Source organism: Kurthia sp. FSL E2-0154, assembly GCF_038003625.1.
Lineage (GTDB): Bacteria > Bacillota > Bacilli > Bacillales_A > Planococcaceae > Kurthia > Kurthia gibsonii.
On sequence record NZ_JBBOPO010000001.1, the window covers coordinates 1295766 to 1320526 of the forward strand.

The following is a 24761-nucleotide window of genomic DNA, read 5'->3' on the forward strand; positions in this document are numbered from 1 at the left end:
TGCTCTTGTGCTTTATATGATGGATGTCGTAAGTGGAAAAATCATTTTATACGTGCTAGTACCTATTCTACTTCTATTCATGTTAGTGACCGCACTCCAAACATATAAAGTCTATAAGAGATTACTTGAAGAACAAAAGCAATCACGCTAAATCAATTAAACACCTTAGACGAATCAACAAAAAAAGGTCGTAACGTACGTGTATCAAACACGCAATGTTACGACCTTTTTAGTTAGCTCTATTTTTTCATGCGACGTAGCATATATGTAATCCCATACCCTGCACCGAATAAAGCAAAGTAATACACACCATAAATCGTATTATCTCCACCAATGACAACGAAGAAAATAATAATGAATGCAATCAATGAAATCCCGATTGCCGGAATCACTGAATAGTGATGAATTGCACAAGATACACCTTGTATAATAAATGTAATCGGATACACAATAATCAATGATAAACTAAAAATCGCTAGGTTTTCTTTATCTGTACCGAATGCACCAAACATCGTTAAGGCACTAATTGAAAACATCGCAAAAGCAGGCAAGAAATAGGCTGCCAACTTGTTCAAATTCAACTTTATTCACTCCTTTATTTCTACGTTTTTTATCATACCATAATCTATTTCATGAGAAGAATAATTGCTGTAAAAAAGCGTATGATTGATAGAAAAAAATCGCACTATACAGCACGATTTTTTCCTTCTATATTAATATTTATCGTTCCATTCAGTTGAACGGTATTTTGTTTCGGCTAATTGTTCTACAAATTGTTGCTGTTCGGCTGTTAATTCGTATGGTACTAATTCAATATCAAGCGCTTCTTGGAATCCATTATAGAATGCTTCGATACACTCTTGAACTGTTACAGTTCGATTGGCTAAACTATTAATACTTACGGCTTTTTCAGGTAATTTATGACGCATACGTTCACGCGCTTCATCACTTTTAAATTTAAAAACAGATAGTAATTTTTCTGCATCTAAATCGATTAAAATGGCACCATGTTGTAAAATAACACCTTCTTGACGTGTTTGCGCGCTACCTGCCACTTTTTTTCCTTCTACTACTAACTCATACCAACTCGGCGCATCAAAACATACAGCACTTTTCGGTTTTGCAAGTGCCTCTTTTTGCTCATTGGTTTCAGGTATTGAGAAATAAGCATCTAAACCGAGATTTTGGAAGCCCTTTAGTAAGCCTTCACTCAGTACACGATATGCTTCCGTTACCGTCTTTGGCATGTTTGGATAGTTTTCAGATACGATGATACTATATGTAAGCTCATGTTCATGTAAAACGGCACGCCCCCCTGTTGGTCGACGAACAAATCCTAAATTCAACTTCTCTAATTGTTCGAAATCGATATCTCTCTTTGCTTTTTGGAAATATCCAACAGATAATGTCGCTGGGTTCCATTCATAAAAACGAATCATCGGCGGTAGCTTTTCTTCAGCATGCCAATGTAATAACGCCTCGTCTAAAGCCATATTATACGCAGGATCACATGGTCCTGAATTGATGAAATACCATTGTTTTGTCACTTATATCTCTCCCTTCCAATCTTAGCCTACTCATTTTATCAAACAATTAAGGTAATTACTATACAATTCCTCTTTTACCACGGAACAGCATAGACGAATTTGATTCATTCTCTTATAATAGTATTGTAGAAAGAAAGGGGAATTTACTCGTGGGCTGGTTATACAGTATTATCATTATTTTAGTCGTGCTTGTCGCGTTCATTTTGATTAATGGTTTCCGTTCAAAAAGAGCTGTAACAACACTATCTGAAGAAGATTTCAAGGCGGGATACCGCAAAGCGCAACTAATCGATGTGCGTGAGAAAAAAGAATTTGAAGATGGTCATATTTTAGGTGCGCGTAACCTACCATCTACACAACTTCGTACACGCTACAAAGAATTGCGTCAAGACATTCCAATTTACTTGTACTGTGACAATGCAGGTCGTAGTGCACGTGCAGCACTTTTCTTAAAAGGTAAAGGATACAAAAACCTTTATCAACTTGAAGGCGGCTTCAAAAAATGGTCTGGTAAAGTAAAATATTCACGTAAATAATGTATAAAGAGATTTTGGCAAAATTGTCAAAGTCTCTTTTTTGATTTACTTTTAACTTTTATGTTAAAATATTGATGTATTTCTTTTATTAGGAGGAGTTTGTGATTTATTCTTATTTATATCCATTTACTGAAGATGTTTCAAAAGAGTTACCGAACTATGCAGAATATGCTTCGTTCTTTAAACGTATTACACATATTTTAAATGAGCGCATTGAAACAACATGGCGACCATTAAAATTAGTTTTAAATAATTCTCAGTTCGATCAACACATTATCGAATTAATGCACAAAGACTTATTAAAATTCGAAGTTCTTACCTATTTATATGAAGCAGAACCAACCTATAATTTAGAACCATTATCGTGGTTGCAACAAGATGATGCACTGCATGAATTTATCACACTTGATAATAAACTCATTTATTACCCTGATTATGAAGTAGCTATTGCGCCAGCAACACTATTTTGTGAGGACTCATGGCGAGAAGAAGAAATCTGTTACTTCGCTCCGTCTTCTGAACATATGAAGAAATTCATTGATGGTGTGAATAAACAATTGCGTAATGTGCTTATGTCTCAAGTATCATATTTAGTCGATACAGACGATGGTTTACGCCGTAGTAATTTAGGCGAATATGGCGATATTTCACGCGAAGATGTATTTTTAGATGAGCAATTAAAGCGTAATATTTTCCGTTCAATTGATGAATTCTTTAAAGATGATGGACAGTTTTATAAGCACTACAACATTCCATATAAGCGTGGTATTTTATTATATGGTTCACCAGGTAATGGAAAAACAACACTTGTAAAGTCAATTACTGGTTCTGTCGATGCACCTGTTGTTTATTGGCAGATTACGGAGCATACAGACAGTGAATCGATTCAAGAAGTATTCCGTTTAGTTAGCTCACTGTCTCCTGCAATTCTTGTCATTGAAGATATTGAATCAATGCCTGAATACGCACGCTCTGTCTTTTTAAACGCTTTAGACGGTGCACAGTCGCGTCATGGTGTATTCGTCATTGGGACAACAAATTATCCTGAACGCATTGATCCTGCTCTAATTAATCGTGCTGGACGTTTTGACCGAGCTTACGAAATTAAAAATCCAAACAAAGAAATGCGCCTGCATTATTTACAAAATCTTGATCAACAGCACATCTTCACAGAGGAGCAACTTCAACATGCTGCAAAATTATCGAAAAAATTATCGATGTCTCAATTGAATGAATTCTATATTTCTGTAGCACTTAACTGGCACTATGATCAAGAGTTAAACTACGAAGAAGTCATTACAGACCTTCAAAAACAACGTAAAAATACGGAACGAAATGAATGGGAAGAAGACGAACATACAATCGGATTTTAATCTATACAAAAACTGCTGAATGATGCATTAAGCCATTCAGCAGTTTTTTTAAATTAATGGATTTTCACGTGCTTCCTCAATAATACTCGTAGCAAGATGAATGCCATTTTTCAAAGCTTCTGTTGAGCCTGCCGGATGACTCGTATCAACTAATGTAAAATATAGCCCTTGGATTTCATCACTTTTAACAGTTGGACGAATGTAGGCAGCCGCGAACGTTTTCGAAATAGCTCCATGTATGCCACCTTTCGTTGAATTGAATCGATTTTTTAAATCTTTGGATGTCCAGACTTTTTCTTCTACAATCGATTCTTCTAAATCAAAACCGTATTTTTTCAATTCGCTCACTAAATAATGCCGGTAAGAAGCAATACTCGCCCGATAAGAAGTCGAATATAAATCAGTTGTTGGAATTGACACCATCAGCACTAAACAATCACCCGATTTAAAACGCTCAGGCTCTTGAAAAGCAGGATTATAAATATAAATGGTCGGATTTTCAGCAAATTCTCCATTTAAAATTTGTTCTACTTCTCTTTCCACGTCACTTGAAAATAAAACAGTATGTGTTTTTAAGTTCGTATAGCGATCTAATCCAAGTAGTAAAACAAATTGAGATAAATTACTTTCTTCTGTTATAATGAATTTTTCTTTTTCATTCACAACTGTAAAATCAGATAAGAGCGTATCACTATTTAATAGTTGCGCACTACTAATTAATACATAGTCTGATTCAATACTCAGATTTTCGTTAATTTGGATACCTTCTACTTGATTATTTTTCAAATGTATTTTTGTAATTTCTTTTTCAGTATAAATTTTAACTCCTAATTCGATAGCTAGCTTTTTTAATGCACAAGGTATCTCCCTTATTCCACCTTTCACATAAAAGACATCTGCCGTTAGTATAGGGTATAGAAAAGCAGCAAAAAATGCAGGTGTAGACCTCACTAACATTTCACCACGATTTGCGTATTTCGCAAGTAATTGAATAATTTGTTCATTCTCAAAATATTTACGTAAAAAGCGGTCCAAACTTTGAAAAGGACGTAATTTTAAAATCAAATTACGAATAGGAATCTTTACTAATTTTGACCAATTTGTAATTTGTAAATTCATTGATAATTCATTCACTTCAAAATATAGTCGTTTTATTTCTGCTAAAAAATCGTGATAATTTTCAGCACCTGTAGAATCTATTTTTTTTAATTGTTCAATCATTTCTTCTACATTTGTAGAAAGGCAAAAATTATCGCCATTTTCAAAATAGACGTGTGTATGATGTGTTAAAATTTCCAAATCAAGATAATCTTCTATATTTTTTCCTGCTAGTAGAAAGATACTTTCGAGTAGTTCTGGAATCGTAAAAAAAGTTGGGCCAAACTCAAAAAGATGATCTTCAAACTGTAATGCTGTAAAATTCCCACCTACTTTTTTACTTTTTTCATAGATGGTAACCTCGAAACCTTCTTTCGCAAGTAGAATGGACGCTGTTAGTCCACTTAACCCCGCCCCAATAATCGATACTTTTTTCATATCAGCTGCCCTCCTCTACTTTTGTTTTTGAAACGACGATAATGCTCATCATGATAAAAAAAGCAACAACACTGGTTTCCCAAAGACCTACGCGTAAAGCGACGATGATTGGTATACTCATAATCGAAACAAAAACTCCAATCATATAATTCTGCAATGTGATCGAATACTTAACAAGCCAAATCATTTCTAAAAACAATAAGATGATATAATAAATAATTGAAAACCCAATAATAATAAAGTACCCACTTAATTGAATTTCAAAATGATAGTATGAAAAATCACCTATATAATAGCGATTAAACAATGCGAAAATTGGAATGATAAAAAAATGTATAACAATAATGATAAAAAAGCTAAAAACCATGCGCATAGCGAGAGGCATTTGATATGTAAAAGCTTGTATGATTGCAATACTCACAAGCCATAAACTAGCAATTGCCATATATAATAACTGTTCATATGCACCACCACTTTTGATGAAAGGAAGAAGGCTTCCGTAAGACATAATACTATATACTGAAAGCCATACAAATAAAGCATATAACAGTCCTTTTTTAACACCAAATAATGTACTAAAGTAAAGTGTTGCGATGATGGCTGCACATAATAACATTAATAATAACATCCACCAGTCTCTTTTAGAAAGAATTGGAAGCATAATGAGCAGTAGAACGATTAAATTTACAATATAAAAAATAATAAATACATTCTTTCTCATTATACTTCTCTCCTTTTAAGTTAAACGAACAAACTGACTCGCTAGTGGATTCCAAATAGAATACGTTTCAGTCCCTTGATCACGACTTAATAAACAGACTTCTTGAACAGATAATACTTTATTCGTTGTATTCATTTCGTAAACAACATCTTCAATTTGAATCGCTTCATACTGACTGCTTAATGATTCTCCTGTTACTTTTGTATAAAATGATTGAATACATCCTTTTTCCAAAAACGAATGAGAGAAATCCATTCTTTGTTGTTTACTTACTGCTGGATGAATCAAGTGCTCACGAGGTAAGAATTGATTGACTTCTTCAATCCATTGATCTGTCACAGGTTCCCAATAACAAGTAAAGGTTTTGATATAGTGTTGTAAAGAAGCACAGCCATCAATTGCACTCTCTTTACCTAAATCTGTTAATTCATACTGTTCTTGATTTACAATGATTGCCCCGTCTGCTAGTAACAACGCAATATTTTCTCGTAAATCCTCCTCTTGAAAACCAAGCATATCTTGTAACAAATCTTCATTTAATGATGATAGCGCTAAAAAACGAAGAATTTGTTCGGCGAAAATCGAATACTTTTTTTTCGCTTGAAAATGAATTGTCACTTGATATGCATTAATCGGAAGTTCGTATGGTGTAATTTTTTGAATACTATATAAATCTGCCATTTGTTTTTCAGTTAATAATTCATACATCATGTCTAGTGTATATTTCATCTAGTTACCTCCTTACACAGATAATTGGTCTTGTTCACAGTCGATTACATAAGGTTTTTCTACTTGTTCATAAATCGCTACATAATCTTTAAGAGGGTTCATCTGTAAATGTTCATAAATCTCTTGTCTTTCTATATAACTAAAACCTTGTAAACGTAGATTTTGTTCAAACATCTCTAAATCTACTAAAGAGCGCTCACTTAAATCTGTCGTAACAAAAGCTATATGCCTATGTTGTTGACATAGTAATAACATATCCAACCAAGTATATTGAACATCTTCAAACAAGAAGAGATCGCTTGATTGTTTCGAATGAAGTTCTGCTGTAAAACGCAAACGACTTTTTTGTGTAATCAATTGATACCAACGTCCTTCATATTCTTCTAAAGTTAATTGATTTCGCCATACTTGTATTGCATGTTGCTGTTCTAGATGACGTGTTTTATTCATTGCTTTTCTTTCAATATCTACTTGGATTTTTTGCGCTTCTTTAAATAATACTTGGTGATGTGCTTTGAAAATTTTCAATTGTTGTTGTAATTCTTCTTGTTGCATATGAATAACGTGATTTGCCTGATTGAATTGTTCAATTACCACTTTTGAATTTACAATATCATGCTGTAACAAATCCATCTGTATGTTCATTTCTTCTTTGTTTTTAATCACAACTGCTGTTTTTTCTTCGTATTGAGATGCTAAAGATGAACCATACGTTTCTGCTTCTTCTACCATGCGCTCATGTTCTTCAAGTACATCATACTTCGATAATAATTCCGTTTTATATTGTTTCCGAGCACTTTCTAAATCCTCTAACGTATCATATTGCTGACTACGACCAGAAGTTGTTTGTTTACTTATCTTCACGGTTTTACGCATGGCTGAAATATCTTGATTCGCTGTTTCGATGACGCCTTCATATTCTTTTTTTGCTTGTTCTAAACGATTAATAAAATCATCCATTTTTGTTTGTAGCATGCGCATATCTTGGTCAAAACGAAATTCAATACGTTCCGCATAATCTAGTTGTATCATTAATTTCTGTTCTAGTTTTTCTTTTTCTTGTTCCATACCTGCTAAAGCATATGTTAATTTACGGACACTTTCCACAACTTGTTCTTTCCAACGATTTTTTGCTTTGTAGTTAATCCCTAATGATAGTGGTTTATTATCGAGTAAACCCAGTAATTGTGTTAATTGATCTTCTGCATAATGACGATCATAATATGCGTTCGGCTCATCTGGAATCACGAATAAAATTCCAACCTTTTTCAATTCATCTTCTACATATGGTAACTGGTCATTTAAACGCTCTTCAACTGCTTCAATACCATTAAATTTTTCTAAATAAATTTGGGTTAATTCTGCATAAGAACTTGCAAATTGTAAATCCATTGGGATATCTAAAAATTCAGCAGTTTTTTTAATTTTTTGAATTAATGCTTGAACATGCTCTACTTGTTGCTTTGTCAAAAATAATTGATGTTCTGTTATCATGTCTTCCACATATTTTTTTCCAGTATGCTGATCTGTTTGAATACATTCAATTTTAAGTTCACAATCTCGGATAATTATTTGTGAACTTTCGATTTTTTTCACTGCTTCAATATTATCTGTATAAGAAGGAATTTCTTGATTAAAAATTAACCATTCTTGCTCTAAATCTTGATAATACTGAATTTTCTCTTCTTTTTCGCGTTGTAAATCTTTTACACGCTGCTGTTGCTCATGCCATGCATCTTCTAATTCAAAACGTTCTTGCATTAATTGATTATTTTTAAAAGCTAATCGTTCTTGTTCTTGTTCATATTGTGTGATAGCTTCTTGCATTTGGGTGATTTTTTGAAGATTTTTTTCTTCTTCTTCTTTTAAATACTGCTGTGTTTGTTCAACGCTACTTACATATTGCATATTTTGTTGTAACTTTTCATTATAGTGAATCAACGCTTTTTGCTGTATTTTTTCTTCACGTTCACTTAATGCATTCGATAATGTCGTGATTTCTACTGTATTTTTTTCAATCAATGGTGTTTTTACATATTGAATTGCCTCGTCTGCTCGACCATCTGCATGAATCGGTAGTAAATGAACATATTTTTCAGATAGTTTTTGTGCCAAATCATATTGATGAATCGATAAAGTCAATTGTTCATGACTATCAACAAGTTGATTCACTATATGTTGAATACCTTGTTCTAGATCATCTTTCATCATCGTAAGGCCTGAAAAGTTGGTTTGGGTATGGTATGGGTTTAATAGTGGATGGTGAATTTGGGGACAATGTAGATGTGCATCGTATATAGCTCGCAAACGTCCTCGTAGAATGAGTAATTCATTATATTCTTTTTCTTTGTATAAATAAACTGTATCAATTGAATCACCAAAAACAACTGTTGCATCTTGTAAAAATAGACGATTTTCTTCTACATTCATCTCAGCACATCGAGCAATTTTTTCGAATTGAGCTCCAATACGCTTCCATACTTCTTGACCTTTTTGTTGCTTCGAAGTGAGAGGTGTTTCATATAGCGTAATCGTTAAAACTTCTTGTGCTTTTTCAATTGAAGCGACACTATACGGATAATGAGCTTGTTCCATTAAATAATCAATATATGTTGACCAACTATCTAACTTCTTTAAAATACGTTGCTCGCTTTCACTAGAAGGTAATGTATAAAAAGCTGTCCAAAACTCTGAAGATAGCGTACTTTTTGATTCATTCAAATGAAGGTCGATTAATAGATAGGTATCATCTATAGGCAGTTCACACTGGATTGTTGCATCTATAATTTCAAAAACTGTTACACTCGCTTTTACAAGTAATTGTATCGGATGTTGTGATGCGTGATGTTGTATAAATACACCTAAAAAATGAGCATCTTGTGTTACTTGTGGGTAGCGTATAACTTTTGCTTCTCCTTCAAAATCTTTCAATAACATGTCGACTGTTTGTCCATCTTCTAGCAATTGTGATGGATTGTTTTGATCCAATTGCCATTCTGCTTTTACTTTTTCCATCATCAGCACATCGCTCCTTTATTTCAATTCTCTGTTCAATCTATACCCTCTCCGTTCTAAATTTAACAATATTATCAAAAGTCGAACACTTTTATACAAAATAAAAGAAGCTAAGGATATCTCCCTAGCTTCTTTGTACTTATGCTTTTTGATAGCGTAATACAGGGTTACGTGCAGCACGTGTTTCATCTAGACGGTTAATGACCGTTGTATGTGGTGCTTCCTGTACGATTTCCGGATTTTCTTCTGTTTCTTTTGCAATTTGAATCATTGCATCACAGAATTCATCTAATGTTTCTTTTGATTCTGTTTCAGTTGGCTCAATCATCAATGCTTCTTCCACATTTAATGGGAAGTAAGTTGTTGGTGGGTGGTAGCCAAAGTCTAATAGACGTTTTGCGATATCAAGTGTACGTACACCTAGTTTCTTTTGACGACTCGCACTTAATACAAACTCATGTTTACAGTGTTGTTTATATGGAAGTTCAAAGTATGGCTCTAAGCGACGCATCATATAGTTCGCATTTACAACTGCTTGTTCAGTTACAGCTTTTAAGCCGTCTGGGCCCATTGTACGAATGTAAGTGTAAGCTCGTACATTAATACCGAAGTTACCATAGTAAGGTTTTACGCGACCAATTGTTTGTGGACGATTGTAGTCAAACGCAAATCCTTCGTCTGTTTTAACTAATACAGGGGTTGGTAAGAATGGAATTAAGTCTGCTTTTACGCCTACAGGACCTGAACCAGGACCACCGCCACCATGTGGACCAGTGAATGTTTTGTGTAAGTTTAGGTGTACACAGTCAAAGCCCATATCTCCCGGACGCGCTTTAGACATTACAGCATTTAAGTTAGCACCATCATAGTAAACTTTACCACCTACTGAGTGAATGATATCTGCAATTTCAAGGATATCTTCTTCAAATAGACCAAGTGTGTTAGGATTTGTTAACATAAGTGCTGCTGTATCGTCGCCCACTTTTGTTTTTAAATCTTCTAAATCGACAAGACCATTTTCAGCTGTTTTGACTGTAACTGTATCAAAACCCGCAACTGCAGCAGAAGCTGGGTTTGTACCATGCGCTGAGTCTGGAACAAGTACTTTTGTACGTTGTACATCACCATTTGCTTCGTGGAATGCACGAATCATCATTAATGCTGTCCACTCACCATGTGCTCCAGCTGCTGGTTGAAGCGTTACTTCATCCATACCTGTAATCTCTACAAGATGTTCTTGTAAATCATACATTAACTCCATTGCACCTTGAACAGTTGACTCATCTTGTAATGGATGGATGTTTGCAAATCCTGAGAAACGCGCAACAGCTTCATTAATTTTCGGATTGTACTTCATCGTACAAGAACCAAGTGGATAGAATCCTGAGTCTACACCATGGTTACGATTTGATAATGCTGTATAGTGACGCATAATATCTAATTCTGATAGCTCTGGTAATTCAGCTGCTTCTTCACGAATTAATGAAGAAGGAAGGATCTCTGATAAATCTACTTCTGGTACATCTAGTTCTGTTAAGCTATATCCTGTACGACCTTCTTTTGAAAGTTCGAATACTAATGGTTGATTATCCTTATGCATGTTGAGCCTCCATTTCTGCAACAACTGCGCTCGTTTCAGCGACTAATTCGTCGATTTCTTCTTTTGAGCGTTGTTCTGTTACACAAATTAATGAATGATTTGCTAAATTTTCATTTACGCGTTTCAAATCAAAACCACCGATGATGTGTTTTTCAAATAATGCTTTATTTAATTCTGTTACATCTACTTTTGTATTTACAACGATTTCGTTGAAATGAGCACCTTTAAACGTTACATCGAAGCCTGCTTTTTCAAACGCATCTTTTGCATAGTGTGTTTTCAAAATATTTTGTTTCGCCATTTCTTGCATACCTTTTTTGCCAAGCGCTGTCATCGCTACAGAAGCAGCTAATGCATTTAAGGCTTGGTTCGAACAAATATTTGAAGTCGCTTTTTCACGACGAATGTGCTGCTCACGTGCTTGTAATGTTAATACATAACCACGACGACCTTCTAAATCAACTGTTTCCCCTACTAAACGACCTGGTACTTTACGCATTAACTTTGTTGTTGTTGCGAAGAAACCACAGTGTGGGCCACCAAACGCTTCAGAAATACCGAATGGCTGTGCATCACCAACTGTAATATCTGCACCTAATTTACCTGGAGGTGTTAGGATTGCAAGTGATAATGGGTTAGATGATACAACTGATAAACCTTTTACTGCATGAATTAGTTCTGATACTTTACCTAAATCTTCTACTTGACCATAGAAGTTTGGATATTGAACTAATACAGCAGCTGTTTGATCATCGATTAATGATTCAAGAGCTTCCATATCTGTTACACCATCTTTAGCAGGAACAGTTACTACCTCAATCGATTGACCGTATGCATATGTTGTAACAACGTCTTTTGAAATTGGGTTTACTGTATCAGAAACTAAGATTTTTTTACGGCGTGTATGTGCAGCAGCTAACATACCAGCTTCTGCTAATGCTGTTCCGCCGTCATACATTGACGAGTTTGCTAAATCCATACCTGTTAATTCAGCAATCATTGTTTGGAATTCAAAAATAGCTTGTAATTCACCTTGTGAAATTTCTGGTTGGTAAGGTGTATAAGCTGTATAGAATTCTGAACGTGAAATTACATGGTCCACAATAACTGGTTTGTAGTGGTCATAAACACCTGCACCTAAGAATGACGTATATTCGTCATGGCTCGCATTTTTCTTTGCTAACGCTGATAATTCTTTTAATAAAGCTGTTTCAGATTTAGCTGGTTTAATATTATACTCACCTTTAAAACGAACTTTTTCCGGAATATCGGCAAATAATTCAGCTACAGATGAAACGCCAATAACGTCTAACATTTCTTTTTGATCTTGTTCCGTCATTGGTAAATAACGATGCTTCATAGGTAAAAACCTCTCTTTATTGTTTTATTTTGAACGCTTATAGAATGGTGTTGCGACAACAGATACTTTACTACGACGATTACGCACTTCAATTTCTAGTTCTGTCCCTAATTCAGCAAATTTTGCGTCAATTAAAGCTAAACCAACATTACGTTTTGTCATTGGTAATTGTGTACCAGTTGTTACCTCACCGATTTCTTGATCACCTGCGAATACTTTGTACCCATGGCGGGGAATCCCTTTATCAATCATTTCAATCCCAACACTTTTACGTGATACGCCTTGCTCTTTTTGCGCTGCTAATGCTGCTTTCCCAACAAAATCTTCTTCTTTGTTTAATTTCACAACGAAGTTAATTCCTGCTTCAAGCGGTGAAATTGAATCAGATAATTCTTGACCATAAAGTGGTAGACAAGCCTCGAAACGTAATGTATCACGACTACCTAGACCACATGGGATGACACCTTTGTCTTTTCCAGCTTCTAAAATGGCATTCCATTGTTCTACAACGGCATCATTTGAAGCGTAGATTTCAAAACCATCTTCACCTGTATAACCTGTTCTTGAGATAATTGACTTATGTCCTGCTACTTCTACATCTGATTGTAAATGGAAAGGCTTAATTGCACTTAAATCAGCTGTTGTTAATGTTTGAAGTACTTCTTCTGCAAGTGGCCCTTGCAGAGCGATTAATGCAAAATCATCTGAAGCGTTTGTAATTTCCACACCATCGATTTTATGTTCTAACATCCATGCGAAGTCTTTTTCAATATTTGCGGCATTGACAACTAATAGGTATTCTTCTTCATCCAAACGATAGATTAGTAAATCATCCACAACACCACCGTTTTCATAGCACATTGTTGTGTATTGTGTTTGGTTTACTTTTAGCTTCGATACATCATTTGTTACAAGTTGTTGTAAATAAGCTAAACTTTCTGAACCTTTTACGAAAATCTCACCCATGTGTGATACATCGAAAAGGCCCGCTTTTGTTCTTACAGCTTCGTGTTCTTCTTTAATTGATGAAAATTGTACCGGTAGATCCCATCCACCGAAATCAATTGTTTTGCCACCATATTGAGTATATGTATCAAATAATGGTGTTCTTTTTAATGCGTTTGCCATTGTGTAACCCCCTTTATTTCATAAAAAAAGACAGAGAAATCCTGTTTATTTAGGATTTCTCTGTCCTTGCACCTGAAAGTTTGACCAATAATGGCTTTCCCCTTTGGTGGCTGCACGAAGCAGCGCTCTCCAGAGTTGCGTCCTGTACGAGTCTTTTTGCCTGAGAGATTCATAGTGATTTCTCACTACTTGCTCCTTCGGCGACGTAACTTTACGTTCTCTCCCCGTACATTCACCCGCGCGAGTTTTATCTCGATCGATTCGTTTGTAAGTATTGTCAATGTATTATAACAGGCTTTCTTGCATATATCCTAACATTAAAACCTCATACTCCGCAATATTTTTATTGGGAAACTTTAAAAAACGAATATTATTTTACGATAAACATCAAATCATTCGCCTTTTAAACGATTCACTTGAAATCCCGCGTACTCCACAATCTGTCTCAGTGTTCTGTTTTCTGTTTTGATTGTAATGTGAGCTGCTTGCTTATATGCTTTTCTTCTTTCATGGTATAACTGCTCTAATTCTTCTTTTGTCGAGCGCTGTACAATAGGGCGATTTTTGTCACGATGTATTCGTTTCCAAATATCCGGAAATGTAGCATCTAAAAATAGGACGAGTCCTGTTTCACGCATAATTTTACGATTTTCTGGATTAACCGCTACACCGCCACCTGTTGAAATAATACAATATTCATCGCGAAATGTACGTAAGAAATCGGTTTCGATTTGTCGAAAATAATCTTCACCATGTGTTTCGAAAATTTCTGGAATCGTCATCTTCTCTCGTCGAACAATTTCGTGGTCCATATCATAGTAAGGTAATTTTAAATAAAAGCTTAGGCGACGACCGATTGCGCTTTTACCGCTACCCATATAACCCACTAAGTAAATCTTTCGCATCTTTTCACCTTCTCCAGTTACGACTCACACAACCTTTTAACCGTTAACTCATTTTTTATATAGTAGCATGAACGTGGCGTGATTCCAATAACTGTCGACTAATCCGCTTAGATTTTTATAGAAAAATAAGCTAATCTTGCTTTTTTGTGTATATTTGTTGAATTTCACTGATGGTTTGCTGCTCTAACTCTTCATACAAAAGCATATTCGTCTCATATGATTGAAATAACGTTAATACATAACTCGAAATAAATAAAAGTAAAATAAAGAGTATAGGTAACATAAAGCCTTGCTCATTATTTAAGCGATACAACAAAAGTTCTCCTCCTTATCGCGTCGTTTCCCATTTTACATTGAATTGTGAAAAGCTCTTTTTCTAAAGAAAAATGAACTTTTGTAACAGCGACTAATTTAATATCTGTTCCGTCTCCTAATCCATATGTTTTGATAATACGATTTTTAGAAAAACGATATGTGGATAAATACTTTTTCTCTGGATTCGTTTCATTTGCTTGTTCTAATTGAATTTCTTCGTCATTCACTACATAAATCGCTTCGGATTTTTGTAAATCCGCTCTAAACTCACTCATAAATACTTCAAACTCTGCTGTATTTGTTCCAATCATAAATTCTTTAGTCTTCTCATACCATGGAATGATGAGTGGTATGGTTGCTGCGACCATACAGAGGCACAGTAGTTGTAGTAGTGCTTCTAACAGTGTGTAGCCAGATTGATCTACTTGTACTTTACACATGAAGATTTTCGCTCCTCTTTGTATAAGTAGGTTGTACATACTTGTTGCGCAGCAATTGTCCATTGATAAAAACTACGGTCTACTTGTATTTCTCCCTGTACTTGATGAGGGTTTTTCAAATATATTTTTGTTGCTTCATAGTTTACATGCATAGCATGTAAACTCATTCGCCGCTTTTGCATTTGATCATATAAATCATTTGTCATTGGAATGAGCGTTAAAAAAATACAACTAAAAAAGAATAACGCTAGCATCACTTCCATCATGGAAAATCCATTTTGATTATTTGACCGTGATACGACCCGATCCCAGATAAACATAGACATCTTGTTCGCCTCCAAAATATAGAAAAGTAATCCTACCCACATACGATGCATTGCCATTTTCGTTAAAGCCGATTTTATAGAGTGTCGACCCTCTCTTTATTTTCATACTACTTGGCATCGTTCGAACAAAAATCTTTTTATTGGTCTCTCTTTTTTTAGCTGAATATAAATGCGTCCTTTCATCAAAAATTAAATCCATTTTCACATGATGATTTTTAGCATATTGCTGAATGTAAACTGCGTCACTGACAAGTTGCTCAAAGAAAAAGCGTGTTTCTTTTTCTTGAATGCCTTTCGTACCATAAATAAGCGCAATGCTAGCTACAATTCCGGTCATCATAAGAACGAGCAACATCTCAACAAATGTAAAACCTTGCTCACTGCGGTGCATTCGACTTAACTTCACCTTGTTCAATCGTCACTTCATATGCCTTACAGCTTTTTTCTTTTGACCCTTCCTTTAAATAATGTTCTGCTTCAAGCACTTCAATCGTTGTTGGATATATGCCTTTATCAATTTTATATGCTTCTACTTGCCCTTGAACCATCTTCACGTAAGCATTGCACCCTTTGTCATCGACAGTTTGGAAATGTTTCGTAATATTAGGGATCGCAATCAAAATGAGTACTGTGATGATAAATAGTACAATCAACATCTCAATCAGAGTAAAACCATTTTTCTTTTCTTTTTCTTCTATTTTCACTGTTGTTCCTCCTATACATAATCAATCATTTTATACATAGGTAGCATAATCGAAATGTATGCACCCAAAATACAAATAGCGATAATCCCAAAAAGAATGGGTTGCATAAACTTTAAAACTTGTTCTACTCGCTCACCCATTCGTTCATTCATAAACTCATTCAATATTTGAAGCTCTTTACCAAGATTCCCACCTTGTTCTCCATGTACGACAAAAGCATAAAACTCTTTATGTACATATGGATTCAATGAGATCGCCACGGATAAAGATTCCCCCTGTGCAATCTCATTTAGTAAATCCTGTGCAATATATGCAATCATTTTTTGATGTGATTGAGTGGCTAATAAATGTAAAGAAGCTTGTAATGTAAAACCAGCCTCTAGTAGAGAACCTAATTCAAAAGCAATCTGCTTTGTTAATTGCAAACGCAACACTTGATTCACAATCGGAATTTTAAAATATAAAAGTAACTTTTCTCCTGTTTTCTTTTGCTTGGTATAACGTAAAAACAAAAGAACTGTTATCACAATGACAATGACAAAACCAATTAAATAATCTGGTAAATGTAATAGAATTTTAGAGATGGTTAACTGAATTTGATTCGTTTGCTGCTTTTGTAACATCATCGCTTCCATATTTGGCAAGAAAAAAGTACGAAAGCAGATGAATAGGACGACTAGAAAAACAAATAAGAATAGTGGATAGGATACTAATTTTAAAACTTGTTCTTTATTCCCTGCTTCTTTATTCATCATTTGTGCAATCATTTGTAAGGCATTCACTGTCGTACCACTTTGTTCTGCCACATATAATGAGATAATATATTGTTCTGAAATCCCTATCATGCGTAAAATATCGCAAAGACCCTTCCCTTCAAGTAAACTCATATGAATGCGTTCTTCAATTTGATTTATATGCGCTAAATGATGTGGAATTAACATACGTAATGAATCATTCAATGAATAACCTTCTTGTAAGAGCGTACTTAATTTAGCTAAAAATTTCGGCTGATCTCTTCGTAATAAGATTGCTTTTTTACGTTGTAAGAACATTGGGTAGGATTCCCCCATCCTCGATACCGCGCATCATTTTATATCGAATGGTCTCTTGCAGAGGCAATTGATAATTTTGCTGTTGTTTTAATGCGTTAAACGCGTCTTGTAAATGTGTTGCATCTAAAAATTCATACAAAGCTTTTAGCGGTTGCTGTTCTGTATTTTCCACAACTAATTGTTGGGTCGTAATAGATAAAATCGTTTGCTCTAATTCATCTTTTGAAATACCTAAATCGAGTAAACGGTGCAAGCAACCAAAACTATTTTTCGCATGAATTGTAGAGATAACAAGGTGACCTGTAAGAGCCGCTTCAATGGCAATTTTCGCTGTTTCTTGATCACGAATCTCGCCAATCATAATAACATCAGGAGAATGCCTTAAAATCGCTTTTAAACCCGCAGAGTACGTTACACCTGAACGTTCATTTACTTGAATTTGTAACATATTCTGTTGTTGACTCTCTACTGGATCCTCTAACGAAATAACATGCTTCGAAAGTTGTTTTGAGCAGTATTGTAAAAGTGCATACATCGTTGTCGATTTACCACAACCTGTTGGACCACAAAATAAGACAATTCCCTGTTTCGCTTGTACAATCTGTTCTAAATGTTTCGCTGCTTCTATTTGCAGTACGATGTCTTGTAATGGCTTTGCTACATTTTGAATCATTAATCGTACAACCATGCTTTCTTTCATCGTAGAAGAAGGCAATGTTGATACACGACAAGCAATTTGCTTTTGTTCTGTAATGTATTCAAATGATCCACTTTGCGGGCGTCTTTTTTCTGAGATATCTAGTACCGATTGGTATTTAAAATGCGAAATCATTTTTTCTCCTAATGTTAATGGAATCTCACCTGCTGCAATCAAACGGTTATATTTTCTGAAAAATAGCTGATAATGTTCTCTCGTCGGTAACATGTGTAAATCCGAGGCTTCTAGTTCTAGTGCTTGATTCAATAATTGCATACACTTTTTTTCAATCAAACTTTCTAGTTCCATTCATTCCACTCCTTTCATTTTTTATTAGTATGCTCTTTTGTTCTCACATATTTCAAAAGTAGATTTTCTGAAAACATAGGTAGAAAAAATGATGTTTTAACAAAATAACTGTTCTTTTTGAATATTTTAATAAAATAGCTTTTTGCTTGATTGTGTTTCTAAAAAACTTGATATTATACAAATAAATATAAAAGGTTGCTTATTTTACTGATTGTTCACTGTTTTTCCTTTATAATGGAAGTACTATGTATCGGAGGTGCGTGACAACTATGCAAAACTCTTTAAAAATCACGAGTACACTTGCGGATGAAACACGTTTTTCAATTTATCAATATATGTTACAAGAGAAAGAAAACTTCACTGTACAAAATATTGCTGACAAATTTAATATTCATCCGAATGTAGCTCGTCTGCATTTAACTAAACTAAGTGAAATTAACGTAATTTCTGCTGAATACGAAAAAACAGGTAAAGGCGGTCGTCCAGGACGTATTTACCGCGCAGTTGAAAACGGCATTTCACTATCTTTCCCAAAACGTAATTATGAAGAATTACTCGATTGGGTACTTGAAATCCTAGATGAATTAGGTCCTGAAGCTTTAGAAGTTGGGACGCGTATTTGTTATCAAAAAGGACAAACTGAGATTCGCCATATGCTTCAAGAACAAAAAACAGAGGCATCACTTTTAACATTCGATGAAAAAGTAGATTGCATCACAAAAGCAGCTTCTTTAATCGGTTATATCCCTCTTGTTAAACAAGAAGAAGGTCAAGAAGAACGTTCAATTCGTTTTGCTGTTTATAATTGCCCTTACCATAACGAGATTGATCAACATTCAGAAACAGTTTGTGCGCTGCATGAGTCATTCTTAAAGGGACAATTTGATTATCTATTTGAAGTAGATGAATTTGTTAAACTTGAAAATATGATAGATGGTTGCAAGTACTGTTCATATCGTATTCAAACGAATGGTTAACAAAAAGAGGAAGAAGCTAAAATGCTTCTTCCTCTTTTTATAAAAAACGTTGAATGATTTTTACTATTTAAAATCCATTTAAAAATGGGTTTTGATCAATTTCCTCACCGACAGTTGTTGGCTCATCATGCCCCGGATAAATTACTGTTTCTTCCTCTAATGATAATAGATGCTCATGAATACTCTTTAATAATAATTTAGAATCGCCACCAATTAAATCCGTGCGTCCTACACTACGCTTAAATAGTGTGTCCCCTACTACAGCAAAACCATCTTGTTCAAAAATCAAACTTATACTACCTGGTGAATGTCCTGGCGTATGTACCACGTCAAATTGGAAGCTCCCAATTGTCGTTGCTTTTTCTGCTTCTAAAAAGGCATCTGCTGGACGAATAGAATAATCTGGTAATTGCGGATATTTTCCTGAACCATTTAACTCAGGGTTACCTAACCACTCTTTTTCTTTTTTATGCATATAAACTGGAATATGAAAGGCATCACGTAAATCATCTACTGCACCGATATGATCAAAGTGTGCATGTGTTAATACGATTGCTTGCGGTTTTAAATTCGCCTTACGAACTTCACGAATCAAAAATTCTCCTTCTTCTCCTGGATCGACAATTAGACATTCACGCGCGGCATTCGCAATAATATAACAGTTCGTTTGAACAGGTCCTAATGCATATTTTCTAATATTTAACATCTTCTTCACCTCTTTGTTATTATAACGTAATTTTAGAAGTTCTCGCATGAAAAAAGCAAAACAGAGCAAATCTACTCTGTGATTTGCCCTGTCTGTTTATCATAAAATCGAAGTAAGTCTCCATTAATAACTTGGTCGGATACTTCTAATTTACGATTTGCTTGTTTAATATATTTTTCATATGGTTGCGTGTTTTGAATTGGTTTACCTGTCTGTGCATCATAAAATGTTTCTGCTGCATAGACAACGTGGTCTGTCACAAAACGTCCATCTCGAAAGACCGTAAAGTTTTGATGTTCTTTCGATAATAAATCTTGTCCAAATTGTACATCTTGTGTGGTATTCAATCCAAGTAAATGCAGAATCGTTGGGCGAATATCTAATTCTCCAGCTACTTCATGCATTACTTTCCCTTTATTTGAGCCTGGAATATGGATAAAAAACGGAACGCGCTGTAATTTTGCTGCATCATACGGTGTAATCGCATCTTTACCTAAATACTTCGCCATCGCTTTATTATGATTATCTGAAATACCATAATGATCGCCATACATCACAATAATAGAATTATCGTATAAGCCACTCTGTTTGAGGCGCTGGAATAACACTTTTACTGCTTCATCTGTGTAACGTGCTGTCTGGAAATAGCGATCTACCGTTTCATCACCAGAATCATATGGTTTAATATACTGATCTTCCTCATCTGATGTGAATGGGAAATGATTCGATAACGTCAACATTCTTGTATAGAATGGTTGTGGTAAATCTTCCATCAACTTAACAGACTGCTCCATAAAGGGAATATCTTTTAAGCCCCAGTTTGCTGAGTTCTTCTCTGTCACATTATATGATGCTACATCAAAAAACTTTTTAATATGTAGCGATTCATACATTAAATCACGATTCCAAAAGCTTTTATTATTTGCATGCATAACAGATGTATAATAACCTATGTCATTCAAACGACTCGCCATTGATCCAAATGTATTACCTGCATTCGTAAAGAACACTGCACCTCGCCCGGTCCCGTACATTGAATTCTCTACAATAAATTCTGCATCGGATGTTTTACCTAAACCAGTTTGATGATAAAACTCATCAAAATAAAATGTATCAGGGTCTTTGGTTAACTCATTTAAAAAAGGTGTAATGGTTTGTCCTTTCACTTGATTGTTAATGACAAAGTTTTGCATGGATTCAAGTGAAATAATAATGACATTTCGATCTTTCGCTAATCCAAAATATGAGGGATTCGGTTCTGCTTGATTCGATTTTACATAGTTCGATACTTCTGTTAACTCACTACCATCTGCTAGTACACGTTGTGCATGTGATTTTGATTGGACGAAAGCATCATATAAATGATAGTCAAATGTACCAATACTTTTCACAAGAATTTCGCGATCAAAACTGCGCGTTAATAATTGCGGTCGTTCAATTTCAGCTAATCCTAAGTTGAAACATAAAACCGCCACACTGAAAATAAAATACGTACGGCGTTCTTCTTTTTTAATCAATTGGAACTCTTTGGCGCTCTGTATTTTTTTCAATGTAATATAGATAATGAGAAAACCAGTTGCGTACCAAATATCTTTCAGACTAATCAATGTCGTGATTGAATTACCTAAATCACCAAAATTACTCGTTTGAAAGAGAACAGGTAATGTAATAAAGTCGCTATAAAAACGATAAAATACAACATTTCCATAGAGAACAAATGTTAAAATTCCACTTCCAATAAGGTAATAGCGATTTCGCTTTTTAGCCGTTTTAAAAAATAATGCCACGCCAAAAATTAATAATAAAAACGGTAATGGATTAATGAATAAAATAATTTCTTGAAGTAGATTTTCGACTTTTAAATCAAAACTCGTTTTATATGTAAGATATGTTTGAATCCACATAGTGCACACTACAACAAGTAACGCTGTATATTTTCCACTTTTCTGAATCATGTTCCCACCTTCTTTCATTTTATATTCTTTACCTTTTTTAAAAAAAATAAAACAACCCTACAAATGCACGATTGATTTGTAGGACTGCATACATGACTTAAAAATCACCGCGCTGTTGTTTAATACGTGTTTCTTCCATTCGGAGTATATGACGTGCTACTTGGTAATCTCGAATCGGTAGAATACCCGCCTTATATAATTCTTGTAAGTCCTCTGCCATTAAGTGCAAATCACCAATTGGATCTTTTGTATAAATAATGGTACCAAATTTTTTTAAATATTGTCGAATATCATATACGTTTTCCATAGTGTTCTATTGTTCTTCCCTTCGAGCCTCTTTACAGGAGATGATGTGTTCTTCCGTAATTATTTTCCCTACAGGTAAATCATACGCATCTGTCGGTACTTTTTCAACTATCTGCATGTCAAATGCCATCGCAATAACAATGCGATTATATTGTGCTAAGTAGCGATCATAGTAACCCCCACCATAACCAATGCGATATCCACTTCGATCAAATACAATACCTGGGGCGATAATGACATCAATTTCCTCGGCATGTACTTGTTTTGTCTTAGAAGGAATCGGTTCTTTTAAATCCATATAAACGGTTTCTAGCTGTTCTTCATTGTCAAAGATGTAAAATGTCATGGTGCGTGTTTTCGGGTCGCAGCGAGGTACTGCAACCTTTTTATTCATCTTCCATAAAGCTTCAATTAAATGCATGGTATCCACTTCTGGAAAGTTTGAAATCGTGACGGCAATGGTTTGTGCATTTTTTATTTCGTCTAAATTAATCACTTTATTATGTATCATCCACGATTTTTTTTTATGTTCCTCTTGAGATAGTGCTACAAGCTTTGTTCTGACATCAGTTCTAAACTTCTTTTTATCCAATGAAATCACCCTGCCTTATTAAAATGGAAAAGCCAAAACCTACAATAGGTTTTGGCAATGAGCATTACTTCGTTTCGCGATGAAGTGTCATCTTTTGTTCACGAGAGCAATATTTGTTCAATTCAAGACGTTCTGGATTGTTACGTTTGTTTTTCTTTGAAATGTAGTTACGATCGCCACATTCAGTGCAAGCTAATGTAATATTAACGCGCATGGTTACCCCTCCCACTCTATATACAGAATAAAATGTCTTAGTGAGCATGATTTATACGACTAAACCATTATAACACAAATGTCTAAAAAATCTACTATCATTTCTATATAGAAATGCATATGTTACAATAAGTTAAAAATAACTACATTTTATGGAGGAAGATTGATGGATTTATCCGTTATTTTAATGGGAGTAGGTATTCTCATTGTCATCATTTCATTTTTTACAGGTAATTCAAAAAAACGAACTGAAAAAGAATTAGAAGAATTATCGATGTCTTTTTATCAAGAAAACAATCAATTAAAACGTCGTTTAAAAATAATTGAAGAAGAATTAATGTTATCTCAAAAAAATATGTCGCCAATACCTAAAAAAATGGCTCCTTCTGCTTCTCATGTGAATCAAATTTTAGTGAGCCAAGTTCTTGCATTACATAACCAAGGCTTTAATCTTCAAGAAATTGCAAAACGCTCTTCGCTTGATTATGATCAAATCGCTACCATCTTACAAAACGAGGTGACGAAGCGATGAGTGTAAAGTCTGTTATTCGTACAATTGGAATTAGTATTTTTGTAGCAGGCGCAACGATGAGTTTAACACAAATGAAGCAAGAAGCAGACGGAAAAACAACACCCGCTAAAGATGAAGTCGTCGTTAAAAAAAGTGATATTAAACAGTATCAACAACAAATTACGAAACTCCAAGAAGAAAATGCTGTACTGGCTAAAAAGAAAGATGCTACTCCTTCTAAAACAAAAAAAGAAGTAAAAACCTATACGCTAGATGTTCGTTCAGGCATGGGTACTTCTGAAGTAAGTGAGGCACTTGAAAAAGCAGGTATGATTAAGAGCGCAAGTGACTTCGAAAGCTATATCATTAATGAAGGTAAAGCTTCTTCTATTCAACTGGGAAAGAACAAACTAAATTCAGAGATGTCACAAAAGGAGATTTTAACTGCAATTACAACACCAAAATAAAAAACGGAGACAAATGTATCGAAATACTTTTGTCTCCGTTTTTTTGTCGTATATTTTCATGCTCTTACTTTCTTAGCTATTCAGTTCGCGATGTGTCCCTTTTAATAAGAAGAAAAGTCCTTCAGCTAGATTCGTTGTGTAGTCACCAATTCGTTCAATCGACTTACAAATAAAGCTCAGCTGAATGATTTGTTCTAGTTTTGCACCACTTTCTTTCGCTGATTCCACTAGTTCTACAATCGCTTCACCGTAGAGTTGATCGATTTCGTCATCTCTTTTAGAGATAGCTTTCGCTAGTGGTAAATCTTCTGTTGCAAGAGCCGCTAACATATCTTCCAACATCGTTTTTGTTAATAAACGTAACTTCTCCACTTTCTCTACTGAATAATGCAGATTCGCATCTCCTAAACGAATGGTTTCTTTTGCAATATTCACCGCATGATCACCTATTCGTTCCATATCAGAAGCTGCGCTAACAATCATCATAATACGGCGTAAATCAGTTGCTACAGGTTGTTGCTTTGTAATTAAGAGAATCGCTTCATCTTGGATATGTTGCTCTAGACGATTCATAAATTGATCTTGTTCTAAAATCATCATTGCTTGATTAATGTCTTTTTCTAAAAAAGTATCGACTGATTTATCAAATGCACGAATCGCCATTTCACATAAATCAATTAATAGTTGATTTAAATCTACTAGATGTTGCTCATACTTTTCACGTACTACCATCTTCTTCTC

At 34.7% G+C, this 24761-nt stretch carries 29 protein-coding genes and 1 riboswitch; of the genes, 6 read left to right on the plus strand and 23 right to left on the minus strand.

What is annotated here, in order from left to right:
- Positions 1–16 precede the first annotated feature (16 nt).
- Positions 17–151, plus strand: coding sequence for a hypothetical protein (locus MHB75_RS06360; RefSeq protein WP_340996577.1), 135 nt, complete (start codon positions 17–19; stop codon positions 149–151).
- A gap of 88 nt (positions 152–239) precedes the next feature.
- Here the strand turns inward: MHB75_RS06360 and MHB75_RS06365 are convergent, their stop codons facing one another.
- Together MHB75_RS06365 and MHB75_RS06370 are read right to left on the minus strand one after the other, a co-directional pair.
- Positions 240–581, minus strand: a complete 342-nt coding sequence (locus tag MHB75_RS06365) for a hypothetical protein (protein WP_141273341.1) — start codon at positions 579–581, stop codon at positions 240–242.
- A gap of 132 nt (positions 582–713) precedes the next feature.
- Positions 714–1547: a lipoate--protein ligase family protein gene (locus MHB75_RS06370; RefSeq protein WP_285215105.1), complete on the minus strand. Its 834-nt coding sequence runs from the start codon at positions 1545–1547 to the stop codon at positions 714–716.
- Positions 1548–1696: 149 nt separating this feature from the next.
- Here MHB75_RS06370 and MHB75_RS06375 point away from each other — a divergent pair, with 149 nt between their 5' ends.
- Together MHB75_RS06375 and MHB75_RS06380 are read left to right on the plus strand one after the other, a co-directional pair.
- Positions 1697–2083, plus strand: coding sequence for a rhodanese-like domain-containing protein (locus MHB75_RS06375; RefSeq protein WP_340996582.1), 387 nt, complete (start codon positions 1697–1699; stop codon positions 2081–2083).
- A 101-nt stretch (positions 2084–2184) separates the two neighbouring features.
- Positions 2185–3456, plus strand: coding sequence for an AAA family ATPase (locus MHB75_RS06380; protein ID WP_141273339.1), 1272 nt, complete (start codon positions 2185–2187; stop codon positions 3454–3456).
- Between the two features lie 48 nt (positions 3457–3504).
- On the opposite strand, the gene MHB75_RS06385 is transcribed toward MHB75_RS06380, so the two are convergent.
- The 15 genes from MHB75_RS06385 to comGA form a co-directional block, all read right to left on the minus strand.
- The gene (locus MHB75_RS06385; RefSeq protein WP_340996583.1) at positions 3505–4992 is read right to left on the minus strand and encodes a phytoene desaturase family protein; all 1488 of its coding nucleotides are present in this window, start codon (positions 4990–4992) and stop codon (positions 3505–3507) included.
- A gap of 1 nt (position 4993) precedes the next feature.
- The gene (locus tag MHB75_RS06390) at positions 4994–5713 is read right to left on the minus strand and encodes a hypothetical protein (protein WP_340996585.1); all 720 of its coding nucleotides are present in this window, start codon (positions 5711–5713) and stop codon (positions 4994–4996) included.
- Between the two features lie 15 nt (positions 5714–5728).
- Positions 5729–6442, minus strand: coding sequence for a hypothetical protein (locus tag MHB75_RS06395; protein ID WP_340996586.1), 714 nt, complete (start codon positions 6440–6442; stop codon positions 5729–5731).
- 12 nt (positions 6443–6454) lie between these two features.
- On the minus strand, positions 6455–9460 hold the full coding sequence (locus tag MHB75_RS06400) for a hypothetical protein (RefSeq protein ID WP_340996587.1): 3006 nt from the start codon (positions 9458–9460) through the stop codon (positions 6455–6457).
- Between the two features lie 136 nt (positions 9461–9596).
- A complete protein-coding gene (gene gcvPB, locus MHB75_RS06405) occupies positions 9597–11057 on the minus strand; it encodes an aminomethyl-transferring glycine dehydrogenase subunit GcvPB (RefSeq protein ID WP_141273328.1) in 1461 nt (486 codons plus the stop codon).
- Entirely contained in the window at positions 11050–12417 is a 1368-nt protein-coding gene (gene gcvPA, locus MHB75_RS06410; protein ID WP_340996589.1) for an aminomethyl-transferring glycine dehydrogenase subunit GcvPA, read from the minus strand. Before gcvPA ends, gcvPB begins: the two co-directional genes overlap by 8 nt.
- Before the next feature lie 24 nt (positions 12418–12441).
- Positions 12442–13545 carry a glycine cleavage system aminomethyltransferase GcvT gene (gene gcvT / locus MHB75_RS06415; protein ID WP_068452923.1) on the minus strand — a complete coding sequence of 368 codons (1104 nt, stop codon included), beginning with the start codon at positions 13543–13545 and terminating at the stop codon, positions 12442–12444.
- A gap of 138 nt (positions 13546–13683) precedes the next feature.
- Positions 13684–13781: riboswitch (glycine riboswitch) on the minus strand.
- Between the two features lie 156 nt (positions 13782–13937).
- Positions 13938–14450, minus strand: a complete 513-nt coding sequence (locus tag MHB75_RS06420; protein WP_068452920.1) for a shikimate kinase — start codon at positions 14448–14450, stop codon at positions 13938–13940.
- A 130-nt stretch (positions 14451–14580) separates the two neighbouring features.
- Positions 14581–14766 carry a hypothetical protein gene (locus MHB75_RS06425; RefSeq protein WP_340996594.1) on the minus strand — a complete coding sequence of 62 codons (186 nt, stop codon included), beginning with the start codon at positions 14764–14766 and terminating at the stop codon, positions 14581–14583.
- On the minus strand, positions 14747–15205 hold the full coding sequence (locus MHB75_RS06430; RefSeq protein WP_340996596.1) for a competence type IV pilus minor pilin ComGF: 459 nt from the start codon (positions 15203–15205) through the stop codon (positions 14747–14749). The genes MHB75_RS06425 and MHB75_RS06430 overlap by 20 nt, the downstream gene beginning before the upstream one ends.
- On the minus strand, positions 15187–15411 hold the full coding sequence (locus tag MHB75_RS06435) for a hypothetical protein (RefSeq protein WP_340996598.1): 225 nt from the start codon (positions 15409–15411) through the stop codon (positions 15187–15189). The genes MHB75_RS06430 and MHB75_RS06435 overlap by 19 nt, the downstream gene beginning before the upstream one ends.
- Before the next feature lie 76 nt (positions 15412–15487).
- Positions 15488–15937 (minus strand): competence type IV pilus minor pilin ComGD, encoded by a 450-nt coding sequence (gene comGD / locus MHB75_RS06440; protein WP_340996600.1) that lies wholly within the window; start codon positions 15935–15937, stop codon positions 15488–15490.
- Positions 15909–16229, minus strand: a complete 321-nt coding sequence (comGC, locus tag MHB75_RS06445) for a competence type IV pilus major pilin ComGC (protein ID WP_087680460.1) — start codon at positions 16227–16229, stop codon at positions 15909–15911. The genes comGD and comGC overlap by 29 nt, the downstream gene beginning before the upstream one ends.
- A 17-nt stretch (positions 16230–16246) precedes the next feature.
- Positions 16247–17287 (minus strand): competence type IV pilus assembly protein ComGB, encoded by a 1041-nt coding sequence (gene comGB / locus MHB75_RS06450; RefSeq protein WP_340996602.1) that lies wholly within the window; start codon positions 17285–17287, stop codon positions 16247–16249.
- Positions 17271–18293: a competence type IV pilus ATPase ComGA gene (gene comGA, locus MHB75_RS06455; protein WP_340996604.1), complete on the minus strand. Its 1023-nt coding sequence runs from the start codon at positions 18291–18293 to the stop codon at positions 17271–17273. Before comGA ends, comGB begins: the two co-directional genes overlap by 17 nt.
- A 269-nt stretch (positions 18294–18562) precedes the next feature.
- Here comGA and MHB75_RS06460 point away from each other — a divergent pair, with 269 nt between their 5' ends.
- On the plus strand, positions 18563–19270 hold the full coding sequence (locus MHB75_RS06460) for a helix-turn-helix transcriptional regulator (protein ID WP_141273310.1): 708 nt from the start codon (positions 18563–18565) through the stop codon (positions 19268–19270).
- 67 nt (positions 19271–19337) lie between these two features.
- On the opposite strand, the gene MHB75_RS06465 is transcribed toward MHB75_RS06460, so the two are convergent.
- The 5 genes from MHB75_RS06465 to rpmG form a co-directional block, all read right to left on the minus strand.
- Positions 19338–19976 (minus strand): MBL fold metallo-hydrolase, encoded by a 639-nt coding sequence (locus MHB75_RS06465; RefSeq protein ID WP_340996607.1) that lies wholly within the window; start codon positions 19974–19976, stop codon positions 19338–19340.
- 71 nt (positions 19977–20047) lie between these two features.
- A complete protein-coding gene (locus MHB75_RS06470) occupies positions 20048–21931 on the minus strand; it encodes an LTA synthase family protein (protein ID WP_340996608.1) in 1884 nt (627 codons plus the stop codon).
- Positions 21932–22028: 97 nt separating this feature from the next.
- Positions 22029–22238, minus strand: coding sequence for a YqgQ family protein (locus MHB75_RS06475; RefSeq protein ID WP_340996610.1), 210 nt, complete (start codon positions 22236–22238; stop codon positions 22029–22031).
- Between the two features lie 6 nt (positions 22239–22244).
- Positions 22245–22838, minus strand: a complete 594-nt coding sequence (locus MHB75_RS06480; RefSeq protein ID WP_445666998.1) for a 5-formyltetrahydrofolate cyclo-ligase — start codon at positions 22836–22838, stop codon at positions 22245–22247.
- Between the two features lie 55 nt (positions 22839–22893).
- The gene (gene rpmG, locus MHB75_RS06485) at positions 22894–23043 is read right to left on the minus strand and encodes a 50S ribosomal protein L33 (RefSeq protein WP_068452731.1); all 150 of its coding nucleotides are present in this window, start codon (positions 23041–23043) and stop codon (positions 22894–22896) included.
- Positions 23044–23208: 165 nt separating this feature from the next.
- On the opposite strand from rpmG, the gene MHB75_RS06490 reads away from it, so the two are divergent.
- Both MHB75_RS06490 and MHB75_RS06495 read left to right on the plus strand, forming a co-directional pair.
- Entirely contained in the window at positions 23209–23574 is a 366-nt protein-coding gene (locus tag MHB75_RS06490; protein WP_141273302.1) for a hypothetical protein, read from the plus strand.
- On the plus strand, positions 23571–24020 hold the full coding sequence (locus MHB75_RS06495; protein WP_087680261.1) for a hypothetical protein: 450 nt from the start codon (positions 23571–23573) through the stop codon (positions 24018–24020). Before MHB75_RS06490 ends, MHB75_RS06495 begins: the two co-directional genes overlap by 4 nt.
- Positions 24021–24092: 72 nt before the next feature.
- Here the strand turns inward: MHB75_RS06495 and phoU are convergent, their stop codons facing one another.
- Positions 24093–24752: a phosphate signaling complex protein PhoU gene (gene phoU, locus MHB75_RS06500; RefSeq protein WP_068452719.1), complete on the minus strand. Its 660-nt coding sequence runs from the start codon at positions 24750–24752 to the stop codon at positions 24093–24095.
- Positions 24753–24761: the final 9 nt, after the last annotated feature.

Bases quoted from the DNA above. Each gene is read 5' to 3' on its own strand.
- MHB75_RS06460 (WP_141273310.1), top strand. From the start codon at position 18,563: ATGCAAAACTCTTTAAAAATCACGAGTACACTTGCGGATGAAACACGT.
- MHB75_RS06420 (WP_068452920.1), bottom strand. From the start codon at position 14,450: ATGCGAAAGATTTACTTAGTGGGTTATATGGGTAGCGGTAAAAGCGCA.
- MHB75_RS06360 (WP_340996577.1), top strand. From the start codon at position 17: ATGATGGATGTCGTAAGTGGAAAAATCATTTTATACGTGCTAGTACCT.
- MHB75_RS06490 (WP_141273302.1), top strand. From the start codon at position 23,209: ATGGATTTATCCGTTATTTTAATGGGAGTAGGTATTCTCATTGTCATC.
- comGA (WP_340996604.1), bottom strand. From the start codon at position 18,293: ATGGAACTAGAAAGTTTGATTGAAAAAAAGTGTATGCAATTATTGAAT.
- MHB75_RS06495 (WP_087680261.1), top strand. From the start codon at position 23,571: ATGAGTGTAAAGTCTGTTATTCGTACAATTGGAATTAGTATTTTTGTA.
- gcvT (WP_068452923.1), bottom strand. From the start codon at position 13,545: ATGGCAAACGCATTAAAAAGAACACCATTATTTGATACATATACTCAA.
- MHB75_RS06395 (WP_340996586.1), bottom strand. From the start codon at position 6,442: ATGAAATATACACTAGACATGATGTATGAATTATTAACTGAAAAACAA.
- gcvPA (WP_340996589.1), bottom strand. From the start codon at position 12,417: ATGAAGCATCGTTATTTACCAATGACGGAACAAGATCAAAAAGAAATG.
- MHB75_RS06400 (WP_340996587.1), bottom strand. From the start codon at position 9,460: ATGATGGAAAAAGTAAAAGCAGAATGGCAATTGGATCAAAACAATCCA.
- MHB75_RS06435 (WP_340996598.1), bottom strand. From the start codon at position 15,411: ATGACAAATGATTTATATGATCAAATGCAAAAGCGGCGAATGAGTTTA.
- MHB75_RS06385 (WP_340996583.1), bottom strand. From the start codon at position 4,992: ATGAAAAAAGTATCGATTATTGGGGCGGGGTTAAGTGGACTAACAGCG.
- comGB (WP_340996602.1), bottom strand. From the start codon at position 17,287: ATGTTCTTACAACGTAAAAAAGCAATCTTATTACGAAGAGATCAGCCG.
- gcvPB (WP_141273328.1), bottom strand. From the start codon at position 11,057: ATGCATAAGGATAATCAACCATTAGTATTCGAACTTTCAAAAGAAGGT.
- MHB75_RS06475 (WP_340996610.1), bottom strand. From the start codon at position 22,238: ATGGAAAACGTATATGATATTCGACAATATTTAAAAAAATTTGGTACC.
- rpmG (WP_068452731.1), bottom strand. From the start codon at position 23,043: ATGCGCGTTAATATTACATTAGCTTGCACTGAATGTGGCGATCGTAAC.
- MHB75_RS06470 (WP_340996608.1), bottom strand. From the start codon at position 21,931: ATGATTCAGAAAAGTGGAAAATATACAGCGTTACTTGTTGTAGTGTGC.
- MHB75_RS06390 (WP_340996585.1), bottom strand. From the start codon at position 5,713: ATGAGAAAGAATGTATTTATTATTTTTTATATTGTAAATTTAATCGTT.
- phoU (WP_068452719.1), bottom strand. From the start codon at position 24,752: ATGGTAGTACGTGAAAAGTATGAGCAACATCTAGTAGATTTAAATCAA.
- MHB75_RS06430 (WP_340996596.1), bottom strand. From the start codon at position 15,205: ATGTGTAAAGTACAAGTAGATCAATCTGGCTACACACTGTTAGAAGCA.
- MHB75_RS06465 (WP_340996607.1), bottom strand. From the start codon at position 19,976: ATGTTAAATATTAGAAAATATGCATTAGGACCTGTTCAAACGAACTGT.